We start from the raw sequence: 18,353 nt of genomic DNA on the forward strand, positions 1-18,353 counted from the left end.
GTGAACGACACCTGTGATACCTCCGTGACCCCGAATCCGGGCAGTCTCACCTGTCTCGGAGGCGGGCACGGCCTGTTCCAGACCCTGCGGGCCGGGCGACATCTCGACGTCGACCGGATCACGGCGGTCGTGACCGTGGCCGACGACGGTGGATCGTCGGGCCGGATCCGGCAGGAGCTCGGCCAGATCCCCCCGGGCGATCTCCGGATGGCCCTCGCCGCACTGTCTCGGGAAGACGAGGAGGGAAGGCTGTGGGAGCAGGCCCTGCAGCACCGGTTCGGCGGGTACGGCGCTCTCGCCGGTCACGCCGTCGGGAACCTGCTCATCGCGGGCTTGACGGACGTGCTCGGGAGTCAGGTGAAGGCGCTCGACACCGTCGCGAAACTGACCCGGTCCCACGGGCGTGTCCTCCCGATGTGCGAACAGCCGCTGGAGATAGAGGCTGAGGTCGCAGGCCTCGGCGATGAACCGATGGCGGTGCGCCCGGTCCGTGGACAGGTCGCCGTCGCCTCAACTACGGGGAACGTCCGCCGGGTCAGGCTCTTTCCGGAGCGCCCACCGGGAGGCGTGGACGCGGTCGCGGCGATCCGGTCGGCGGACATGGTGACCCTCGGCCCCGGATCATGGTTCACGTCGGTGATACCGCACATCCTCGTCCCCGACATCGCCCGCGCACTGATCGAGACCGAAGCGTGCCGCGTCGTCATCCTGAACCTGACCGCGGAGCCCGGCGAAACCGCCGGATTCTCCACGGAACGGCACATCCACATGCTCACCCAGCACGCACCGGATCTGAGGGTCGACCACATCATCATCGATTCCACGATGATCTCGGACGACGTGGAACGCAGCTACCTCGCCCGCGCGGCCGCGACCATCGGCGCGAGTGTCGCGTTCGAACCGGTCCGGGCCGATGACGGCGACGGGGGCTGGGTCAACCGGCACGACCCGGTCAAGCTCGCGGCCGCACTCCAGCGCGTCTACACCCGACACATCTCCGGGGATCCGCGGCGGTAGTATCAACGGGCGCGACGCGGGACCGAAAACACCACCGCGCCATGTCGGAGAACAGCGAATGAGGGGAGCCGGACACAGTGGCACTGACCACCCGTGTGAAGGAAGAACTGGGGCGCGTCACTGTCAAACGTGACGCCCCGAGAAACGCGGAACTCGCGTCCCTCCTCCGGTTCTCCGCGACACTCCAGGTCGTGGGGGACAGGTTGGTGATCGAGGCCGACGTGGAGTCGATGGACATCGCGCGGCGGATCAGGGATTCGATCCGGCACCTCTACGGGTGTGAGGCGGTCATCCACGCCGTCGGGTCGGGCGGTGCACGTCGTACCCGCAGCTACACGGTGACGGTGACGGACGGCGCCCGGGAGATCGCACGGAGGGTGGGTCTGGTCTCACCTTCCGGACATCTGGTCCGCGGGCTGCCGCCGAGAGTGGTCTCCGGGACGGTCTCCGACGCGGAAGCGGCATGGCGCGGGGCGTTCCTCGTGCACGGTTCGCTCACGGAACCCGGGCGGTCCTCCGCACTGGAGGTCGCGTGCCCGTGCCCGGAGGCGGCCCTCGCTCTCGTGGGATGCGCACGCCGCCTGGGTATCACGGCGAAGACGAAGGAGTCGCGGGGTACGGACCGGGTCAGTGTGCGGGACAGCGAGGCGATCGGTGCGCTGCTCACCCGGATGGGCGCGCAGCGGACCCGGCTCGAGTGGGAGGAGCAGCGCACCAGACGCGAGGTGAGGGCATCGACGAACCGCCTCGCCAACTTCGATGACGCGAACCTCCGTCGCTCCGCGCGGGCGGCGGTCGCTGCGGCGGCCCGGGTCGAGCGTGCGCTGGAGATCCTGGGGGATGACGTCCCGGACCACCTGGCGGAAGCGGGGCGGCTGCGGGTCCAGCACCGGCAGGCATCGCTGGAGGAGCTCGGCCGACTCGCTGATCCACAGATGACCAAGGATGCCGTCGCCGGCCGGATCCGTCGCCTTCTGTCGATGGCGGACCGGAGGGCGGCGGAACTCGGTGTGCCGAAGACCTCCGAGGCGGTCACGGACAGCCTTTTCACGGACAATCCCTAGGACATACGGTCCGCGTCCGTGGGCCGGGCGTCCCCCGGCCCCCGTGGCCGGGAAGCCGGTGTGCCGCCCGCCCCTTCCGGACAGTGGGTGTGAGCAATACCACACCAGGAGCTCGGTGGACCATTCGGGCGTCCGCCGGAACGCCCGTGGGCCACTTTTCGGGGGTGATTTCCGTGCCCGTCTGTGGGATTCCCGGGGAAAGTGATCGTGGTTTCCAAAATCGATGGGCCCAACGGTGTGGTTTTTTCCGGGTTTGTGCCGGGATGCTGCCCGTTTGAATGTCCGGATATGTCTACTTCCGGTGTGAGTGTGTCCGCTTTCACTGCACGGTTCGACGGACGTCGGTACAGTGGGAGCCATCAGGGATGAACGCCCGAACTCCCCGGTTCAGGGTCATCCCGATGATCAAAGTTCCAACAGGACAAAGGAGATCACAGTGACGGTTCGTGTAGGCATCAACGGCTTCGGTCGCATCGGACGCAACTACTTCCGCGCCATTCTCGAGCGCGGCGCCGACATCGAGGTTGTCGCGGTCAACGACCTGACCGACAACAAGACCCTGGCGCACCTGCTCAAGTTCGACTCCATCCTCGGCCGCCTCGGCCAGGACGTCGACTACGACGACGAGTCCATCGTCGTCGGCGGCAAGCGCATCATCGTCACCGCGGAGCGGGATCCGAAGAACCTCGCCTGGGGCGAGCACAACGTCGACATCGTCATCGAGTCGACCGGTTTCTTCACCGACGCCAACGCCGCCAAGGCACACATCGAGGCCGGCGCGAAGAAGGTCATCATCTCAGCGCCCGCCAAGAACGAGGACGCCACCTTCGTCGTCGGTGTCAACCACACCGATTACGATCCCGAGAACCACACCATCATCTCGAACGCGTCCTGCACCACCAACTGCCTCGCCCCCATGGCGAAGGTCCTGGACGAGGCCTTCGGCATCGAGCGCGGCCTCATGACCACGATCCACGCGTACACCGGTGACCAGCGCCTCCAGGATGCCCCGCACAAGGACCTCCGCCGTGCGCGCGCCGCAGCCGTGAACATCGTGCCCACCTCCACCGGTGCCGCCAAGGCCGTCGCCCTGGTCCTCCCGCAGCTGAAGGGCAAGCTCGACGGCTTCGCGATGCGCGTCCCGGTTCCCACCGGCTCCTGCACCGACCTGACCTTCACCGCCGCCAAGGACGTCACGGTCGACGAGGTCAACGCCGCCATCAAGAAGGCCGCCGAGGGCGACCTGAAGGGTGTTCTGGCCTACTCGGAGGAGCCCCTGGTCTCCACCGACATCGTCACCGATCCGCACGCCTCCATCTTCGACTCGGGCATGACCCGCGTCATCGGTGACCAGGTCAAGGTCGTCTCCTGGTACGACAACGAGTGGGGTTACTCCAACCAGCTCGTCACACTGACCGAGTACGTCGGCGATCGGCTCTGATCCGGCGCGGAAAAAACCTCCGCCGTCCGGGCTGACGCCCTGATAACGCCAACGGCCCGGGATGCGTACCTCTCCGGAGGTACGCCCCGGGCCGTTGGCGCACTCGAACCCGCTGAAACGGATTCCGTCCCCACCTTCAACCCGATACAGACAGAACAGAACTCAAGGAGAATCGATGACCGTCAAGAACCTCAACGACCTGATCGCCGAAGGTGTCGAGGGCCGTTACGTCCTCGTCCGTTCCGACTTCAACGTCCCACTCAACGAGAACCGTGAGATCACCGACTCCGGTCGCATCACGGCGTCCCTCCCGACCCTGAAGAAGCTCGTCGACGCGAACGCCAAGGTCATCGTCATGGCCCACCTCGGCCGCCCGAAGGGCGAGGTCAACGAGAAGTTCTCCCTCGCTCCGGTCGCCGAGGCGCTCTCCGAGGAACTCGGCCAGTACGTCGCTCTCGCCGGCGACGTCGTCGGCGAGGACGCCCATGAGCGGGCCAACGGCCTGACCGAGGGTGACGTCCTGCTGCTGGAGAACGTCCGTTTCGATCCCCGCGAGACCAGCAAGGACGCCGCAGAACGCGGTGAATTCGCCGACCAGCTCGTCGCGTTGACCGGTGAGAACGGTGCCTTCGTCTCCGACGGTTTCGGCGTTGTCCACCGTGCCCAGGCCTCCGTGTACGACGTGGCCCAGCGCCTCCCGCACTACGCAGGTCAGCTCGTCGAGAAGGAGATCAAGGTTCTCGGTGAGGTCGCGTCCAACCCCGCCAAGCCCTACGTCGTCGTGCTCGGCGGCTCGAAGGTCTCGGACAAGCTCGGCGTCATCGAGGCCCTCGCACCCAAGACCGACGCGCTGATCATCGGCGGCGGCATGTGCTACACCTTCCTCGCCGCGCAGGGCCACGACGTGCAGAAGTCCCTCCTCCAGGAGGAGATGATCGACACCTGCCGGGACCTCCTCGAGCGCTTCGGCGACTCCATCGTCCTGCCCGTCGACGTCGTCGCCGCAGACAGGTTCGACAAGGACGCCGAGAAGCGGACCGTCGCAGTCTCCGAGATTCCCGAGGGCTGGATGGGCCTGGACATGGGGCCGAAGTCCGTCGAGCTGTTCGCCGCACGCCTCGCCGAGGCGAAGACGATCTTCTGGAACGGCCCGATGGGCGTCTTCGAGTTCCCGGCGTTCGCCGAGGGCACGAAGGGAGTCGCCGAGGCGATGATCTCCGCCACCGAGAACGGGGCCTTCTCCGTCGTCGGCGGCGGCGACTCCGCAGCCTCCGTGCGCACCCTCGGTCTGAACGAGGACGGCTTCAGCCACATCTCCACCGGCGGAGGCGCCTCCCTCGAGTTCCTCGAGGGCAAGACCCTGCCGGGCGTCAACGTTCTGGAGAACTGACACCACCCGCCCGCCCACTGGGGCGGGTACCCCGGACACACCCATCCAACCCATACACCGAGAAAGGCCAGAACATGGCACGCACCCCCCTCATCGCCGGCAACTGGAAGATGAATCTCAACCACCTGGAGGCCATCGGAGTCGTCCAGAAACTCGCCTTCGCGCTCCCAGCGGACTACTACGACAAGGTCGACGTAGCGCTGACCGTCCCGTTCACCGACATCCGCTCCGTCCAGACCCTCGTTGACGGTGACAAACTCCGGATCACCTACGGCGCCCAGGACGTGTCCCGCCACGAGTCCGGGGCCTACACCGGTGAGGTGTCCGCCGAGATGCTCGCGAAGCTCGGCTGCTCCTGGGTCGTGGTCGGCCACTCCGAGCGCCGCGAGTATCACGGCGAAACCGATGAACTGGTCGCCGCCAAGGCCGCCGCCGCCCTGAAACACGGCATCAGCCCGATCGTCTGCGTCGGCGAGCCCCTCGAGGTCCGCGAGGCCGGCGAACACGTCAACTACGTCGTCGCCCAGACCCGCGCATCCCTCGCAGGACTGGACGCCGGACAGCTCGCCAACACCGTGGTGGCCTACGAGCCCGTCTGGGCCATCGGCACCGGCAAGGTCGCGTCGGCCGACGACGCCCAGGAGGTGTGCGCCGCTATTCGCGCGACCGTCCGCGAGCTCTCGGACGAGAAGGTCGCCGACGGCATGCGCATCCTGTACGGCGGCTCCGTCAAGGCTGACTCGGTCGCCGAGATCGTCGGTAAGCCCGACGTCGATGGTGGCCTCGTCGGCGGGGCATCGCTGAACGGCGAGGACTTCGCCAAGCTCGTCGCGAACGCCGCGGGACCGCAGTCCTAGTTCCCGCATCGGGGCGGGTCGTCCCGCATCCGCCCCGACAACCCAGTGCCCGGCGTCATCTGTGGGGCCGACACCGTGAATCCCGGTCTCGGATCCGCCGCAGTGACGGCGGGCACCGGTCTGCGCAGAGCAGCTGACAGACCGTGAACACCCAGGCGCCCGGCCCGAACTCCGGCTCCACCGCCAACCGATAAGGAAACACACCGTGCCTGAACAACTTCGCGAGGACATCCGGCATCTCGGACGTATCCTCGGAAACGTCATCCGTCAGCAGGAGGGCGACGATATCTTCGATCTCGTCGAAGGCGCCCGCCGAGCCTCCTTCGGCGTCGCGAAGGGGGAGCGGACCCTCGACGATCTCGTCGGGATGTTCCGCGACCGTGACACCTCCACAATGATCAAGGTCGTCCGGGCCTTCTCCCACTTCGCGCTCCTGGTCAACCTGGTCGAGGACCTCAACGACGAGAACAACCGCCAGGAGATTCTCGACGCCGGCGCGCCGGCGCCCGACTCCACCCTCGAGGCGACCTGGGTCAAGCTCGAGGCGGCGGAGATCACCGCGGAGGCTGTGGCCGCGGCCGTGGCACGTGCCGAGATCGCTCCGGTGCTCACCGCGCACCCGACGGAGACCCGCCGACGCACCGTGTTCGATGTCCAGAAGCACATCACCGCCCTGATGCAGGAACGCCACGACATCGCTTCGCGTCCGCGCAACTCCAGGACCGATGCGCGTATCCGCGAGATCGACCGGGCGATCCAGCGACGGATCACGATTCTGTGGCAGACCGCACTCATCCGGGTCGTCCGCCCGAGGATCGAGGACGAGATCGAGGTCGGTCTCCGTTACTACAAACTGAGCCTCCTCCGGCAGATCCCCGCCATCAACCATGATGTGCGGCACGAGCTGCAGGCCAGGTACGGCGACACCGTGCCATCGACCGCCGTGGTCAAGCCCGGTTCCTGGATCGGCGGGGACCACGACGGAAACCCCTATGTCACGGCGGCGACCCTGCGCTACGCGACGACCCGCGCCGCCCAGACCGTGCTCAAGTTCTACGCCGCCCAGCTCCACAAACTGGAGCATGAGCTGTCCCTGTCCGACCGGCTCTCCGAGGTCAGCCGCGAGCTCATCGAGCTCGCCGACCGAGGCCACAACGACGTACCCAGTCGGGTGGACGAGCCGTACCGGCGCGCGGTGCACGGTATCCGGGGACGGATCGCCGCCACCCAGGCCGAGCTCATCGGGCAGGATTCCGTGGAGGGAACCTGGTACCAGTGCCACGAACCCTATCCGGGCCCCGAGGAGTTCGCGGCGGATCTGGACGTCATCGACGCCGCGCTGCGGGACTCCTACGACGGACTGGTCGCGGACGACCGCCTCGGCCGGATCCGTTCCGCGGTGGCGAGTTTCGGATTCCACCTCTACTCGCTGGACCTGCGCCAGAACTCCGAGTCCTTCGAGAACGTGCTCACCGAGGTCTTCGCCCACGCCGGCGTCACCGGGGAATACCGTTCGCTGGATGAGGACGCGAAGCGGGAGATTCTCGTCGCGGAGCTCGGCTCCCCACGCCCGCTGATCCCGCCGCACCCCCAGGACTTCAGCGAGGAGACCAGACGTGAGCTGGAGATCATCGCGGCCGCCGCCGAGGCGGTGGACAAGTTCGGGGAGCGGATGGTGCCCCACTGCATCATCTCGATGGCCCAGTCGGTGTCCGACATCCTCGAGCCCATGGTTCTGCTCAAGGAGTTCGGCCTCATCCGGATCGAACAGGGGCAGCCGTGCGGGGACATCGACATCATCCCCCTCTTCGAGACGATCGAGGACCTGCAGGCCGGTTCGTCCATTCTCCGCGACATCTGGACCGTTCCGGTCTACCGGTCCTACGTCCGCCAGCGGGGTGAGATCCAGGAGGTCATGCTCGGCTACTCCGACTCGAACAAGGACGGCGGTTACTTCGCCGCGAACTGGGCGCTCTACGACGCGGAAATCGACATCGTCCGGGCGTGCAGGGACAATCAGATCCGGCTCCGGTTCTTCCACGGCCGGGGAGGTACCGTCGGTCGCGGCGGCGGACCGAGTTACGAGGCGATCCTCGCCCAGCCAGAGGGAGCGGTCTCCGGTTCGGTCCGGGTCACCGAGCAGGGGGAGATCATCTCGGCGAAGTACGGTCACCCGACCACCGCCCGGCGCAACCTCGAGGCGCTCGTCTCCGCGACGCTGGAGGCGTCGCTTCTGCCCGTCGATGATCTTGATCAGCCGGAACGCGCGCACGCGATCATGCGGGAGATCGCCGAACTCTCCCGCCGGAAGTACGCGACACTCGTCCACGAGGACCCGGGTTTCATCGAGTACTTCACCACCTCGACGCCGCTCCAGGAGATCGGTGCCCTGAACATCGGTTCACGTCCCGCGTCCCGGAAGCAGACGGCATCCATCGGTGATCTCCGGGCGATCCCGTGGGTTCTCGCCTGGTCGCAGTCCCGTGCGATGATCCCGGGCTGGTTCGGCGTGGGCACCGCGCTCCGCGAGTGGATAGCCGGCGACCCGGACCGTCTCGAGGAACTCCGCGCGCTGTACCGGGACTGGCCGTTCTTCACCTCCGTGATGTCGAACATGGCCCAGGTGATGGCCAAGGCGGAGATGCCGCTGATGGAGCTCTACGCGTCGCTGGTCAAGGACCGTGAGGTCGCGGAACGAATCTCCGGGGCGATCTCGGAGGAGTACGACCTGACGATCGACATGTTCCTCACCGTGACGGGGGCCGACCGTCTCCTCGCGGACAACCCCACCCTGGAACGCTCGGTTCGCAGCAGATACCCGTATCTGCTGCCGCTCAACGTCATCCAACTGGAGCTACTCCGCCGCTACCGCGCCGGCGACACCGATGACGGCGTGCCGGAGGGTATCCAGTTGACCATGAACGGCCTGGCCACCGCCCTCCGGAACTCGGGCTAGCCAGGGCTCCGGAACCGGATCCGCGGCCCCGATCCCGATCGGGTTGCGGATCTCCGGTGCCACCGTCGTTTCCCGTCCACCGACGTGTATGGTGGTATCCGGCGGCCGTTGATCCGGCGCGACCATCAGCGGTCCCTTTCACCCGGACCGGGGCCGGACAAGACAGACCCATCCACGATTAAAGGATCCACGTTTCCATGGTGCTTACGCTTCAGATCGTTCTCTTCCTGGCCTGCCTGGGCATGACCATGTTCGTGCTGCTGCACAAGGGCAAGGGCGGCGGTCTCTCGAGCCTGTTCGGCGGCGGCGTGCAGTCCAACCTCTCGGGATCCACCGTCGTCGAGAAGAACCTCGACCGGGTCACCATCATCTGCGCGATCATCTGGATCGTCTGCATCGTCGGCCTGAACCTGATCCACGCCTACGTCGGGTAGCACCACTCCGGGCGGTCCTCTCCGCGGCCGGGATCCGTCGCGGCTCCGGTGTGACGCCGCGCGGCATTCGAACGGATCCCGTCCGCTGGGCCGTACCAAAAATGACATGGCAGACGGTGTGTGATTGTTGAGTTGCTGTCGCACCCGTTGCGGGGGCCGGGGCGACGATGACCCGCGAGGAGTGTGAATGGTGCGGGTGCTTGTTCGTCTTCCCCCGATACGGTTTGCGCATGAGCGTGCCGCCCACGACAACCAACGGCCCTGGTTGGGAGATTCGCCCCACTGGAACCACAGAAACCGCTCCCGGCGGCACCGGGGCGGTTTCAGGCATGTCAGGGGCACCGGCTCCGGTGCGGTTGTCTATGCCGTAACGGACGAAAGGCAAGATCCTCCGAAAAACGGGGCCGAGGCCGTTACCAGATTTGCAAAAGCACTGAACCCTGTCGGTCGATCACGGTGCTCCGAAAAACAGCAGGAACATTGCCGGGATAATTACCACGGGTGCCAAAGCGCAGAACAGGGTCAGGTAGGCCAATCGCCTCGATTTGAACACCTAAGCCGCGATGACACCCATTCCGTGGATGACCAGAGTCCACCGGGCGAAAGGTGTGTCGAATGAATTTGCGACATTGATCATCATTGCGGCGACCTGCAGTACGCGGGCGACCGCGACAATCCACTTCGCAGGGGAATTTGACTTCGCCTCGTTTACGGCAACAAAAACCACCTCCATTACCGCGTGAGACGATTTCTTTCGGAAGATCCGTACCTGTGCCACTCTCGTTCGGGCAATCACGGAATTCAATACTGAACTCCGTATTGCCGGAGGGGCAGGAACTCAAATACATCCCGTGTTTTATGCCGTTCATACCGTCCCGGTCGCTGTCGCGGGGGACAGGTGATCCATCTCCGGGATGAAACCACCGGCAAACCCACGACGGAGTGTGCGGTAGGTGCATGCCGTAGCTGGTGCATTGCGGGGCCATCGTTCGGAAAACCTTTTCCGTAAGAACCGTGCGGGGTTGCGGAACGGGTGCTTTGCGGCAACGTTGCCAAACACGCGGAAATACCGCCTCCCCGGGAATGAAGCGCATTCATGACGGATAGCGTGGTCCCGTGTTCGTCGGCGTTCACCGCAAGATGTGGTGCCCCCGTATCCGGTAGCACGACCGCACACGCACCAGCCGTGCCGGTGACAACGGTTGCCCCGGGACGGAGGAACCCGGCCAGGGCTCGCCGTGCCCGTTGTTTCGACAGGTTCGACCGCCCCGCCAACCGGTAGAACACTCCACTCGCTCCAGCGATACCGGTGACAATGCAGGTGCAGTTGCGCCCATTGCTTCGGCCGCGAAACGCCCTGCCGATCCGCCGGGGGCGTCGTGATCGAATGCCCGCGGCCTCTCTACGATTCGTGGAGAAACCTCTCATCGACCTGTGCCGGCGCACCGTCACCGGCACTGGTTCGCTCAATGTGGGTGTCGAAGACCCGCATCATTCGGTTGCGCAGGAAGAACCGGTTCGCACACTCACCCCATACCGGGGTACGACGAACTGACAGTTCATCCACAAAGCACGGACTGAGTTTCTCCGGCGTCGAAAACAGTGGTTTCGACATACCCGGAACGGTCGTTGTTTCCTTGCCGAACGTCCTACGGCACCCGTGCCGCAACCACCGTCGCCCATGACCGGTGCGTCCTCTACGAACGGGTTTCACGCCGCCGCATCCGGGGCGAAACTCAGGTGGGATTTCCTGGGTGGGCATCGACAGTTTGAGTAGCTGTTCCAGCTCAGCGACAGGTGGCACGCGCCGCCTGCCATCAACACCGCTCAGTGTTTCCCGGGCTTTCCCAATGATTGTTGTCGCCACAACCACCCACTTTCCTGGTCCGGCACGGACGGTCAGGGCAGGTTTGCAACCCGGACACGACAACCAGGCTCGGCGAAGGAGCGTTCTGACGCGGGTGGCGGGCTTCTGGTCGGCAGCCGTGTCGGTCCCCGGGCCGTCGGCGACCCAGGCAACGCCGACGGTGCCCGGGGGATCCCCGGAGCCGGAGGTGCAGCCACCCAACACCCCGTGGGGACAATGACCGTCTGCGGCGTTCCCGCGTTCCGGGTCCCGGTCGTCACCGGAACCGATACAGGGGGAGAGGTGGGACAGTGCCCGGATCAGAGGTCGGCGCCGGCTGCCGCGTCATCGAGGAACAGCACGGTCTCCGACCTTCCGCGGGCACCGGCGGCGGGCCAGTCCTCCGGCGCGGCGCCGTCGATGACCGCCCGGGCCGCCTCCGCCTTCTCCGCTCCAGCGACGAGCAACCAGACGCGGTCGGCCGAACGTACCGCCGGCAGCGTCAGCGTGACCCGCTCGGCCGGCGGTTTCGGCGAGTCTGTCACCGCCGCGACGAGGTTCGCGTCCTCCCGGACCGCGGGGGTGTGCGGGAAGATCGAGTTGATGTGGCCCTCCCCGCCCATGCCGAGCAGGTGGAGATCGAAGCCCCCGGGCGCGAACGCGCGGAGGTCCCGCCGGGCGGCGTCCACGGCCGAGTCGAGATCCCGCCCACCGAGGCCGTAGCCGTGGATGTTCGCTTCGTCGATGTCGACGTGGTCGAGCAGCGCCACCCGGGCCTGGCCCTCATTCGATTCCGGATGGGAGACATCGACATTGCGCTCGTCACCGAAGAACACGTGGACCCGTGACCAGTCGATGTGGACGACCGGGAAGTCGTCGCTCATCGTGCGGGCCGTCGCGTCAAACTCCGCGAGCTTCCTGAGCAGCCCGATTCCGGCACCACCGCCGGTCAGGACCACACGCGCCACACCGTCACCGTGCAGGCCGCCACCGGCCTGCACGGCCGCGATGGTCTGGGTCATTCTGGCCGCGGCCGTCGCGACGAGTGAATCGAGGTCTCGGACACGTGCGATCTCCACCATGGTGGGTTCCTTCCGGGGGACGTGGGTGATCAGTCGGTGAGTGCGTCGACGTACCGCACGCGGTTGAGGCCGCGCAGAGCGCGCGCGTAGGCGAGGTCCGGGTCGAGGTGCCGGAGCTCCTCCGCGAGGCAGTCCGCCTGGCTCCGGCGGCCGAGTGCGACCAGACCGTAGTGGGTGCCGTCGACCGAGACGGAGAGCGTCTCCGCGTCGCGGACCTCCACGGTGATCGTCGATTGGCTCCGGAACAGCACGACACGGGTGATCGCGATGCACTCACGGCCTTCGGTGTCGACCGGTACGGCGTCCTGACCGGTCGAATGGCGGACGATGTTGACACCGAACCGGTCGGCGAGCCACCCCGCCGCGAGATCGACACTGGGGGAGTCCGCGGGGCCGTGGACCTCGGCGTCCAGGACCCCCTCGTGGGGCGGCTGGTCGAGGGTCGACGCCACGACGCCACGCCACTGGGTGATCCGCGACCAGGCCATGTCCGAGTCACCCGGTCGGTAGTGGTTCCGGCGCCGGTAGATCGAGTCCTCCGGGGGATCGTAGAGCGCATCGGTGATCCGCCGGGCGGCGATCCGGCCGATTGGGTCGGTCGAGGGGTTGACGGGGGCCGTGCCCGGCCACCAGGCGACGATCGGGGTGTCCGGCAGCAGCAGGGGGGTGACCACGGCCTCGACGTGGTCGGCGACCTCCCCGTTGAGCCTCATGACGACGATCTCGGAGGCACCCGCGTCGCCGCCGATCCGGATCTCGGCGTCGACCGTCGATCGGTCCGCCGTCGAATCACCGGTCACCATGACCAGGACCCGGGACGGGTGTTCCCGTGAGGCGTCGTTCGTGGCGGCGATGAGTGCCTCGATGTCGTCATCGGCGTCGGCGACGACGATCAGGGTGAGGACCCGTCCTGTCGTGACCTGTGAACCCCAATCACGTATGGACACGAGTTTGGCGGCGATCGCCCGGGTGTCGGTGTCGGGCATTGTGATGATCATGGGGGCCTTTCAGACTGTGGCGGCGTGGGAGCGGTGTCGGTGGGAGGCGGACGTCAGGGCCGGCGCCAGGTACGGCCTTCTCGGGCCAGCATCCTGTCCGCGGACACAGGCCCCCAGGTACCCGCCTCGTAGTCCTCGGGTCGGCCACGCTGGGCCCAGTACTGGATGATCGGATCGAGGATCTGCCACGACAGCTCGACCTCCTCGTTGGTGGGGAAGAGACTCGACTCGTCGAGCAGGGCGTCGAGGATGAGGCGTTCGTAGGCCTCGGGTGATTCCTCGGTGAACGCCTCCGAGTAGGAGAAGTCCATGTTCACGTCCCGGACCTCCATGGTGGAGCCCGGGACCTTGGAACCGAAACGCATGAGGACGCCCTCATCCGGCTGGACCCGGATCACGACGGCGTTCTGCCCCAGGGCCGAGGTCATGACGTCACCGAACGGCAGGTGGGGGGCCGGCTTGAAGATCAGGGCGATCTCCGTGACCCTCCGGCCGAGCCGCTTTCCCGTCCGGAGATAGAAGGGCACCCCGGCCCAGCGGCGGGAGTTGATCTCCAGGGTGCACGCGGCGTACGTCTCGGTGTTGGAGTCGTCGGCGAAGCCCTCCTCCTCGCGGAGACCGGGGACCTGGGTGGATCCCTGCCACCCCGCCGTGTACTGCCCTCTGGCCGTGGTCTTGGCGAGGGGGTGGACCGGTGCCGTGGCCCGCAGGACCTTGATCTTCTCCGCCTGGAGTTCCGCCGGGGTGAAGCTCACCGGTTCCTCCATGGCCGTCAGTGCGAGGAGCTGCAGGAGGTGGTTCTGGATGACGTCGCGGGCGGCGCCGATTCCGTCGTAGTAGCCGGCGCGGCCGCCCAGACCGATGTCCTCCGCCATCGTGATCTGCACGTGGTCGATGTAGTGGCTGTTCCAGAGGGGATCGAACAACTGGTTCGCGAACCGGAGCGCCATGATGTTCTGGACGGTCTCCTTGCCCAGGTAGTGGTCGATCCGGAACACGGAATCCTCCGGGAACACGGCATTGACGACCCTGTTGAGTTCCCGGGCGGACTCCTGATCGTGGCCGAAGGGCTTCTCGATGATGACCCGCCGCCAGGAGTTGTCCGGGGCCTCGGCCATCCCGGAACGCTTGAGCTGGTGGCAGACATCGGAGAAGTAGTCCGGCGGCACGGAGAGATAGAATCCCCAGTTTCCCGCCGTTCCCCGGGTACGGTCGAGCTCCGCCAGCTTCGCACCGAGACGGTCGAAGGCCTCATCGTCACGGAAGGTCCCGCTGACGAATTCCATTCCCTCGGCGAGTCGCTCCCACACACTGGTCCGGACCTCGGTCCGGGCGCCAGCGACCACGGCGTCGTGGACGTAGTTCTCGAAGTCCTTCTTAGACCATTCCCGCCGTCCGTAACCGACGAGAGCGAACCCAGCGGGTAGCAGGCCTCGGTTCGCCAGATCGTATATGGCGGGCAGGAGCTTCTTCCGGGCGAGGTCGCCCGTCACCCCGAAGATCACCATCCCGCACGGACCGGCGATACGCGGGAGTCGTTTGTCCTGGCTGTCGCGGAGCGGATTGAACCAGGGTGCGTTGTCGGGGAGGCCGGTCAGGGTATTGCTCACGGTCGTGTCTGCCTGCTTTGTCGGTGGTGGGACCCACCCGCCGGATCGTGGTCACCGGCGGGTGGGTGGTGTCGGGAAGGGGAATGGTCCGGTCAGAGGCGCTGGCGCATCGAGTCGAGGAGCTCGTTCCAGCTCTTCTCGAACTTCTCGACACCCTCGCGTTCGAGAACGGTGAAGACATCGTTGAGGTCGATCCCGACGGCCTCGAGGGCGGAGAGCACCTCGCGGGACTCGGCGGCCCGGCCGGTGAGGGTGTCACCGTGGAGACCACCCTGCCTGAGGGTGGCGTCGATCGTCGGCTCGGGCATGGTGTTCACCGTCTGTGGGCCGGCCAGCTCGGTCACGTAGAGGGTGTCCGGGTAATCCGGGTTCTTCACGCCGGTCGACGCCCACAGCGGGCGCTGGACGGTCGCTCCCTCGGGCAGCGCGGCGTCGGCGAAGGAGCTGCGGAACAGTTCGTAGGCGAGCCGGGCGTTCGCGACGCCGGCCTTGCCGCGGAGCGCGAGGGCGGCATCGGTCCCGATCTTCTCCAGGCGGCGATCGACCTCGACGTCGAGGCGGGACACGAAGAAGGACGCGACCGACTGGATCCCGGCGACATCGTGGCCGTTCTCCGCGGCCTCCCGGACACCCGCGATGTAGGCCTCGATGACCTCGCGGTACCGGTCGCACGAGAAGATGAGGGTGACGTTCACGCTGATCCCCTCGGCGAGGGCCCGGGTGATCGCCGGAAGCGAACCGGGGGTCGCCGGAATCTTGATGAGGAGGTTCGGGCGGTCGACCCTGCGCCACAGCTCCCGGGCCTGTGCGATGGTCGCCTCAGCGTCATCCGAGATGCGGGGGTCAACCTCGATGGACACCCGACCGTCGACACCTCCGGTGCGTTCGAAAGTCTCGCGGAAGACGTCACAGGCGCGGCGGACATCGTCGACGGCCATGGCGTAGACCGCCGTATCGGCGTCCGCACCCTCAGATTTCAGGACGGCGATCTGGTCGTCGTAGGCGGTGCCCGAGGTCATCGCGGTGGCGAAGATCGCGGGGTTCGTGGTCACACCGACGATGGATTTCGTGGTCAGGAGTTCTTCCAGGTTGCCGCTGTCGAGGCGGTCACGGGAGAGATCGTCGAGCCAGGTGGCGGTGCCGATTCCGGCGAGTTCATCGATGTGGGTCATGTGGGCTCCTAGTGCAGGCTTGGGGAAACGGTCGTTCCCTCGTATCCGGAACACGAGGGTAGTCGGCTTTCCGTGGTGGTGCAGCGTCGTGGTCCACCCGACACAATGATCCGGGCCATCCCACAGCCCGGATGCGGGGCGGGGTGGCCCGGAGAGTGGGACGACGAATCAGGCGTCAGCGGGCGGCGGCGAGGGATTCGCGGGCCGCGACGACGACCGCGTCGGCCGTGATGCCGAACTCCTCGAACAGCTTCTCGTACGGCGCGGAGGCACCGAAGTGCTCCAGGGAGACCGCGCGCCCTGCGGTACCGAGCCAGCGGTACCAGGGCATCGCGATGCCGGCCTCGACGGAGACGCGGGCGCTGACGGAGGCAGGCAGGACGGACTCGATGTAGTCGGCGTCCTGTTCCTCGAACCAGTCCATGCAGGGGACCGAGACGACGCGGGCGGCGATGCCGTCGTCCTCGAGGGTCGCGGCCGCCGCGACGGCGAGCTGCACCTCGGAGCCGGAACCCATGAGGATCACGTCCGGGGTGGGCTTGGAGCCCTCGACCAGGATGTAGGCGCCGCGTGCGACCCCCTCATCGGCCTTCTCCGCGGTGCCCTCGAGCACCGGGACGTTCTGGCGGGTGAGCGCGAGGCCCTTCGGGCCCTCCCGGTACAGCAGGGAGTACTTCCAGGCCGCCGCGGTCTCGTTCGCGTCGGCGGGGCGGAGCATCGAGAAGTTGGGGATGGCGCGGAGGCTGGCGAGCTGCTCGACCGGCTGGTGCGTCGGGCCGTCCTCACCCAGACCGATGGAGTCGTGGGTCCAGACGTAGTAGGCGTCGGTTCCCATCAGCGCGGCGAGGCGCACCGCGGGACGCATGTAATCGGAGAAGATCAGGAACGTGCCGCCGTAGGGGCGGGTGCCGCCGTGCAGGGCGATGCCGTTCATGATCGAGCCCATGGCGTGCTCGCGGATACCGAAGTGCAGGTTCCGGCCGTAGGGGTCCGTGGTCCACGTGTCGGTCGTGATGTGCTCGGGACCGAAGGACGGTGCACCCTTGATGACGGTGTTGTTGGAGCCCGCGAGGTCGGCGGAACCTCCCCAGAGCTCGGGCAGCGTCGCACCGAGGGCCTGGAGGACGGCCTCGGAGGCCTTGCGGGTGGCCACGCCCTTGGCGTCCGCGTCCCAGGTCGGCAGGCCGTCGGCCCAGCCCTCCGGGAGCTCGCGGGCCGCGAGCCGGTCGAACAGTTCCCGGCGCTCCGGATTGGCCTGCGCCCAGGCGTCGAACCTCTCCATCCACGCGGCGGTCTTCCGGGCGGCACGGTCCGCCAGGGAACGGGTGTGGGCGAGAACCTCGTCGTCGATGTGGAAGGACACCTCGGGGTCGAAGCCGAGCACCTTCTTCGTCGCGGCGACCTCGTCGTCACCGAGTGCCGCGCCGTGGACCGCGCCGGTGTTCATCATGTTCGGCGCCGGGTACCCGATGATGGTGCGGACCCGGATGAAGGACGGCCGGGAGGTGTCGGCCCTGGCCTCCGCGATCGCGGCCTCGAGCGCGGCGATGTCCTCGCCGGACCCGACCTCGAGGGTCTGCCAACCGTAGGCCGCGTACCGGGCGACCGTGTCCTCGGTGAAGGCGATCTGGGTGTCATCCTCGATCGAGATGCGGTTGTCGTCCCAGAAGACGATGAGGTTGCCGAGCGCCTGGGTACCCGCGAGGGAGCTCGCCTCGCTGGTGACGCCCTCCTCGATGTCGCCGTCGGAGGCGATGCAGTAGATGAAGTGGTCGAAGGGGGATTCTCCGGCGGGAGCTTCGGGATCGAAGAGGCCCCGTTCGCGGCGGGCCGCCATCGCCATGCCCACGGCGGAGGCGAGGCCCTGGCCGAGCGGACCCGTGGTGATCTCGACGCCGTCGGTGTGCCGGTACTCGGGGTGGCCCGGGGTCTTCGCCCCCCAGGTGCGCAGTGATTCGAGATCATTCATCTCGAGGCCGAAGCCGCCGAGGAAGAGCTGGATGTACTGGGTCAGCGAGGAGTGCCCGCAGGACAGGACGAAACGGTCACGGCCGGGCCAGGTCGGCTGGGCGGGATCGACGTCCATCGTGCGCTGGAAGAGCGTGTAGGCGAGGGGAGCGAGACTCATCGCGGTCCCCGGATGTCCGGAGCCGCAGTTCTGCACCGCATCGGCGGCCAGGACCCGGGCCGTGTCCACGGCGCGGGTGTCGAGGTCGGTCCAGTCCTCCGGGTAGTTGCGGCGGGTGGATTCCTTCAGTTCATCAGACAGGGTCACGGTCCGGTTCCTCGTTTCGTTCGGGTGGCCAGATTCTGGCGAGTTCGTCAGCCGCGGGGCATTCGTCCCGGGGCGGTCAACGTAACCAGCTTAACGGCTGGCCCGGTGTCGTGCGTTCCCGGCCCGTCAGCGGGTTGACCGGCCGCTGTGCCACGGTGCGGGTGCGGCCGGATGACCCTGGTACGTCGGGACGCTCCCGGAAGGGGGAGGG

12 protein-coding genes are annotated in these 18,353 nt (G+C 67.0%); 7 read left to right on the forward strand and 5 right to left on the reverse strand.

Going from position 1 to position 18,353, the window contains the following annotated elements; genetic code table 11:
- The 7 genes from KRX55_RS07045 (at position 1) to secG (ending at position 9,159) form a co-directional block, all read left to right on the forward strand.
- Positions 1-1,017, forward strand: coding sequence for a gluconeogenesis factor YvcK family protein (locus tag KRX55_RS07045; protein WP_370625779.1), 1,017 nt, complete (start codon positions 1-3; stop codon positions 1,015-1,017).
- A gap of 77 nt (positions 1,018-1,094) precedes the next feature.
- Positions 1,095-2,081 carry a DNA-binding protein WhiA gene (gene whiA, locus KRX55_RS07050; protein WP_218407052.1) on the forward strand — a complete coding sequence of 329 codons (987 nt, stop codon included), beginning with the start codon at positions 1,095-1,097 and terminating at the stop codon, positions 2,079-2,081.
- Between the two features lie 436 nt (positions 2,082-2,517).
- Positions 2,518-3,522, forward strand: a complete 1,005-nt coding sequence (gene gap, locus KRX55_RS07055; protein WP_218407053.1) for a type I glyceraldehyde-3-phosphate dehydrogenase — start codon at positions 2,518-2,520, stop codon at positions 3,520-3,522.
- A gap of 175 nt (positions 3,523-3,697) precedes the next feature.
- Positions 3,698-4,912, forward strand: coding sequence for a phosphoglycerate kinase (locus KRX55_RS07060; protein WP_218407054.1), 1,215 nt, complete (start codon positions 3,698-3,700; stop codon positions 4,910-4,912).
- 74 nt (positions 4,913-4,986) lie between these two features.
- Complete coding sequence (gene tpiA / locus KRX55_RS07065) at positions 4,987-5,769, forward strand: triose-phosphate isomerase (RefSeq protein ID WP_218407055.1); 783 nt, start codon at positions 4,987-4,989, stop codon at positions 5,767-5,769.
- A gap of 205 nt (positions 5,770-5,974) precedes the next feature.
- Positions 5,975-8,725 carry a phosphoenolpyruvate carboxylase gene (gene ppc / locus KRX55_RS07070; protein WP_218407056.1) on the forward strand — a complete coding sequence of 917 codons (2,751 nt, stop codon included), beginning with the start codon at positions 5,975-5,977 and terminating at the stop codon, positions 8,723-8,725.
- Positions 8,726-8,922: 197 nt separating this feature from the next.
- Entirely contained in the window at positions 8,923-9,159 is a 237-nt protein-coding gene (gene secG, locus KRX55_RS07075; RefSeq protein WP_198735961.1) for a preprotein translocase subunit SecG, read from the forward strand.
- Between the two features lie 2,166 nt (positions 9,160-11,325).
- On the opposite strand, the gene pgl is transcribed toward secG, so the two are convergent.
- The 5 genes from pgl to tkt all read right to left on the reverse strand — a co-directional run bounded on the left by pgl (position 11,326) and on the right by tkt (position 18,142).
- Positions 11,326-12,087 carry a 6-phosphogluconolactonase gene (gene pgl, locus KRX55_RS07080; protein WP_218407057.1) on the reverse strand — a complete coding sequence of 254 codons (762 nt, stop codon included), beginning with the start codon at positions 12,085-12,087 and terminating at the stop codon, positions 11,326-11,328.
- A gap of 29 nt (positions 12,088-12,116) precedes the next feature.
- Positions 12,117-13,085, reverse strand: coding sequence for a glucose-6-phosphate dehydrogenase assembly protein OpcA (locus tag KRX55_RS07085; protein WP_218407058.1), 969 nt, complete (start codon positions 13,083-13,085; stop codon positions 12,117-12,119).
- A 53-nt stretch (positions 13,086-13,138) separates the two neighbouring features.
- Complete coding sequence (gene zwf / locus KRX55_RS07090; RefSeq protein WP_370625780.1) at positions 13,139-14,695, reverse strand: glucose-6-phosphate dehydrogenase; 1,557 nt, start codon at positions 14,693-14,695, stop codon at positions 13,139-13,141.
- Positions 14,696-14,787: 92 nt separating this feature from the next.
- Positions 14,788-15,867 carry a transaldolase gene (gene tal, locus KRX55_RS07095; RefSeq protein WP_218407059.1) on the reverse strand — a complete coding sequence of 360 codons (1,080 nt, stop codon included), beginning with the start codon at positions 15,865-15,867 and terminating at the stop codon, positions 14,788-14,790.
- A gap of 175 nt (positions 15,868-16,042) precedes the next feature.
- Positions 16,043-18,142 (reverse strand): transketolase, encoded by a 2,100-nt coding sequence (gene tkt / locus KRX55_RS07100; RefSeq protein WP_218407060.1) that lies wholly within the window; start codon positions 18,140-18,142, stop codon positions 16,043-16,045.
- Positions 18,143-18,353 lie beyond the last annotated feature (211 nt).

Origin of the sequence: Corynebacterium sp. TAE3-ERU16 (assembly GCF_019209935.1) — a bacterium.
GTDB lineage: Bacteria > Actinomycetota > Actinomycetes > Mycobacteriales > Mycobacteriaceae > Corynebacterium > Corynebacterium antarcticum.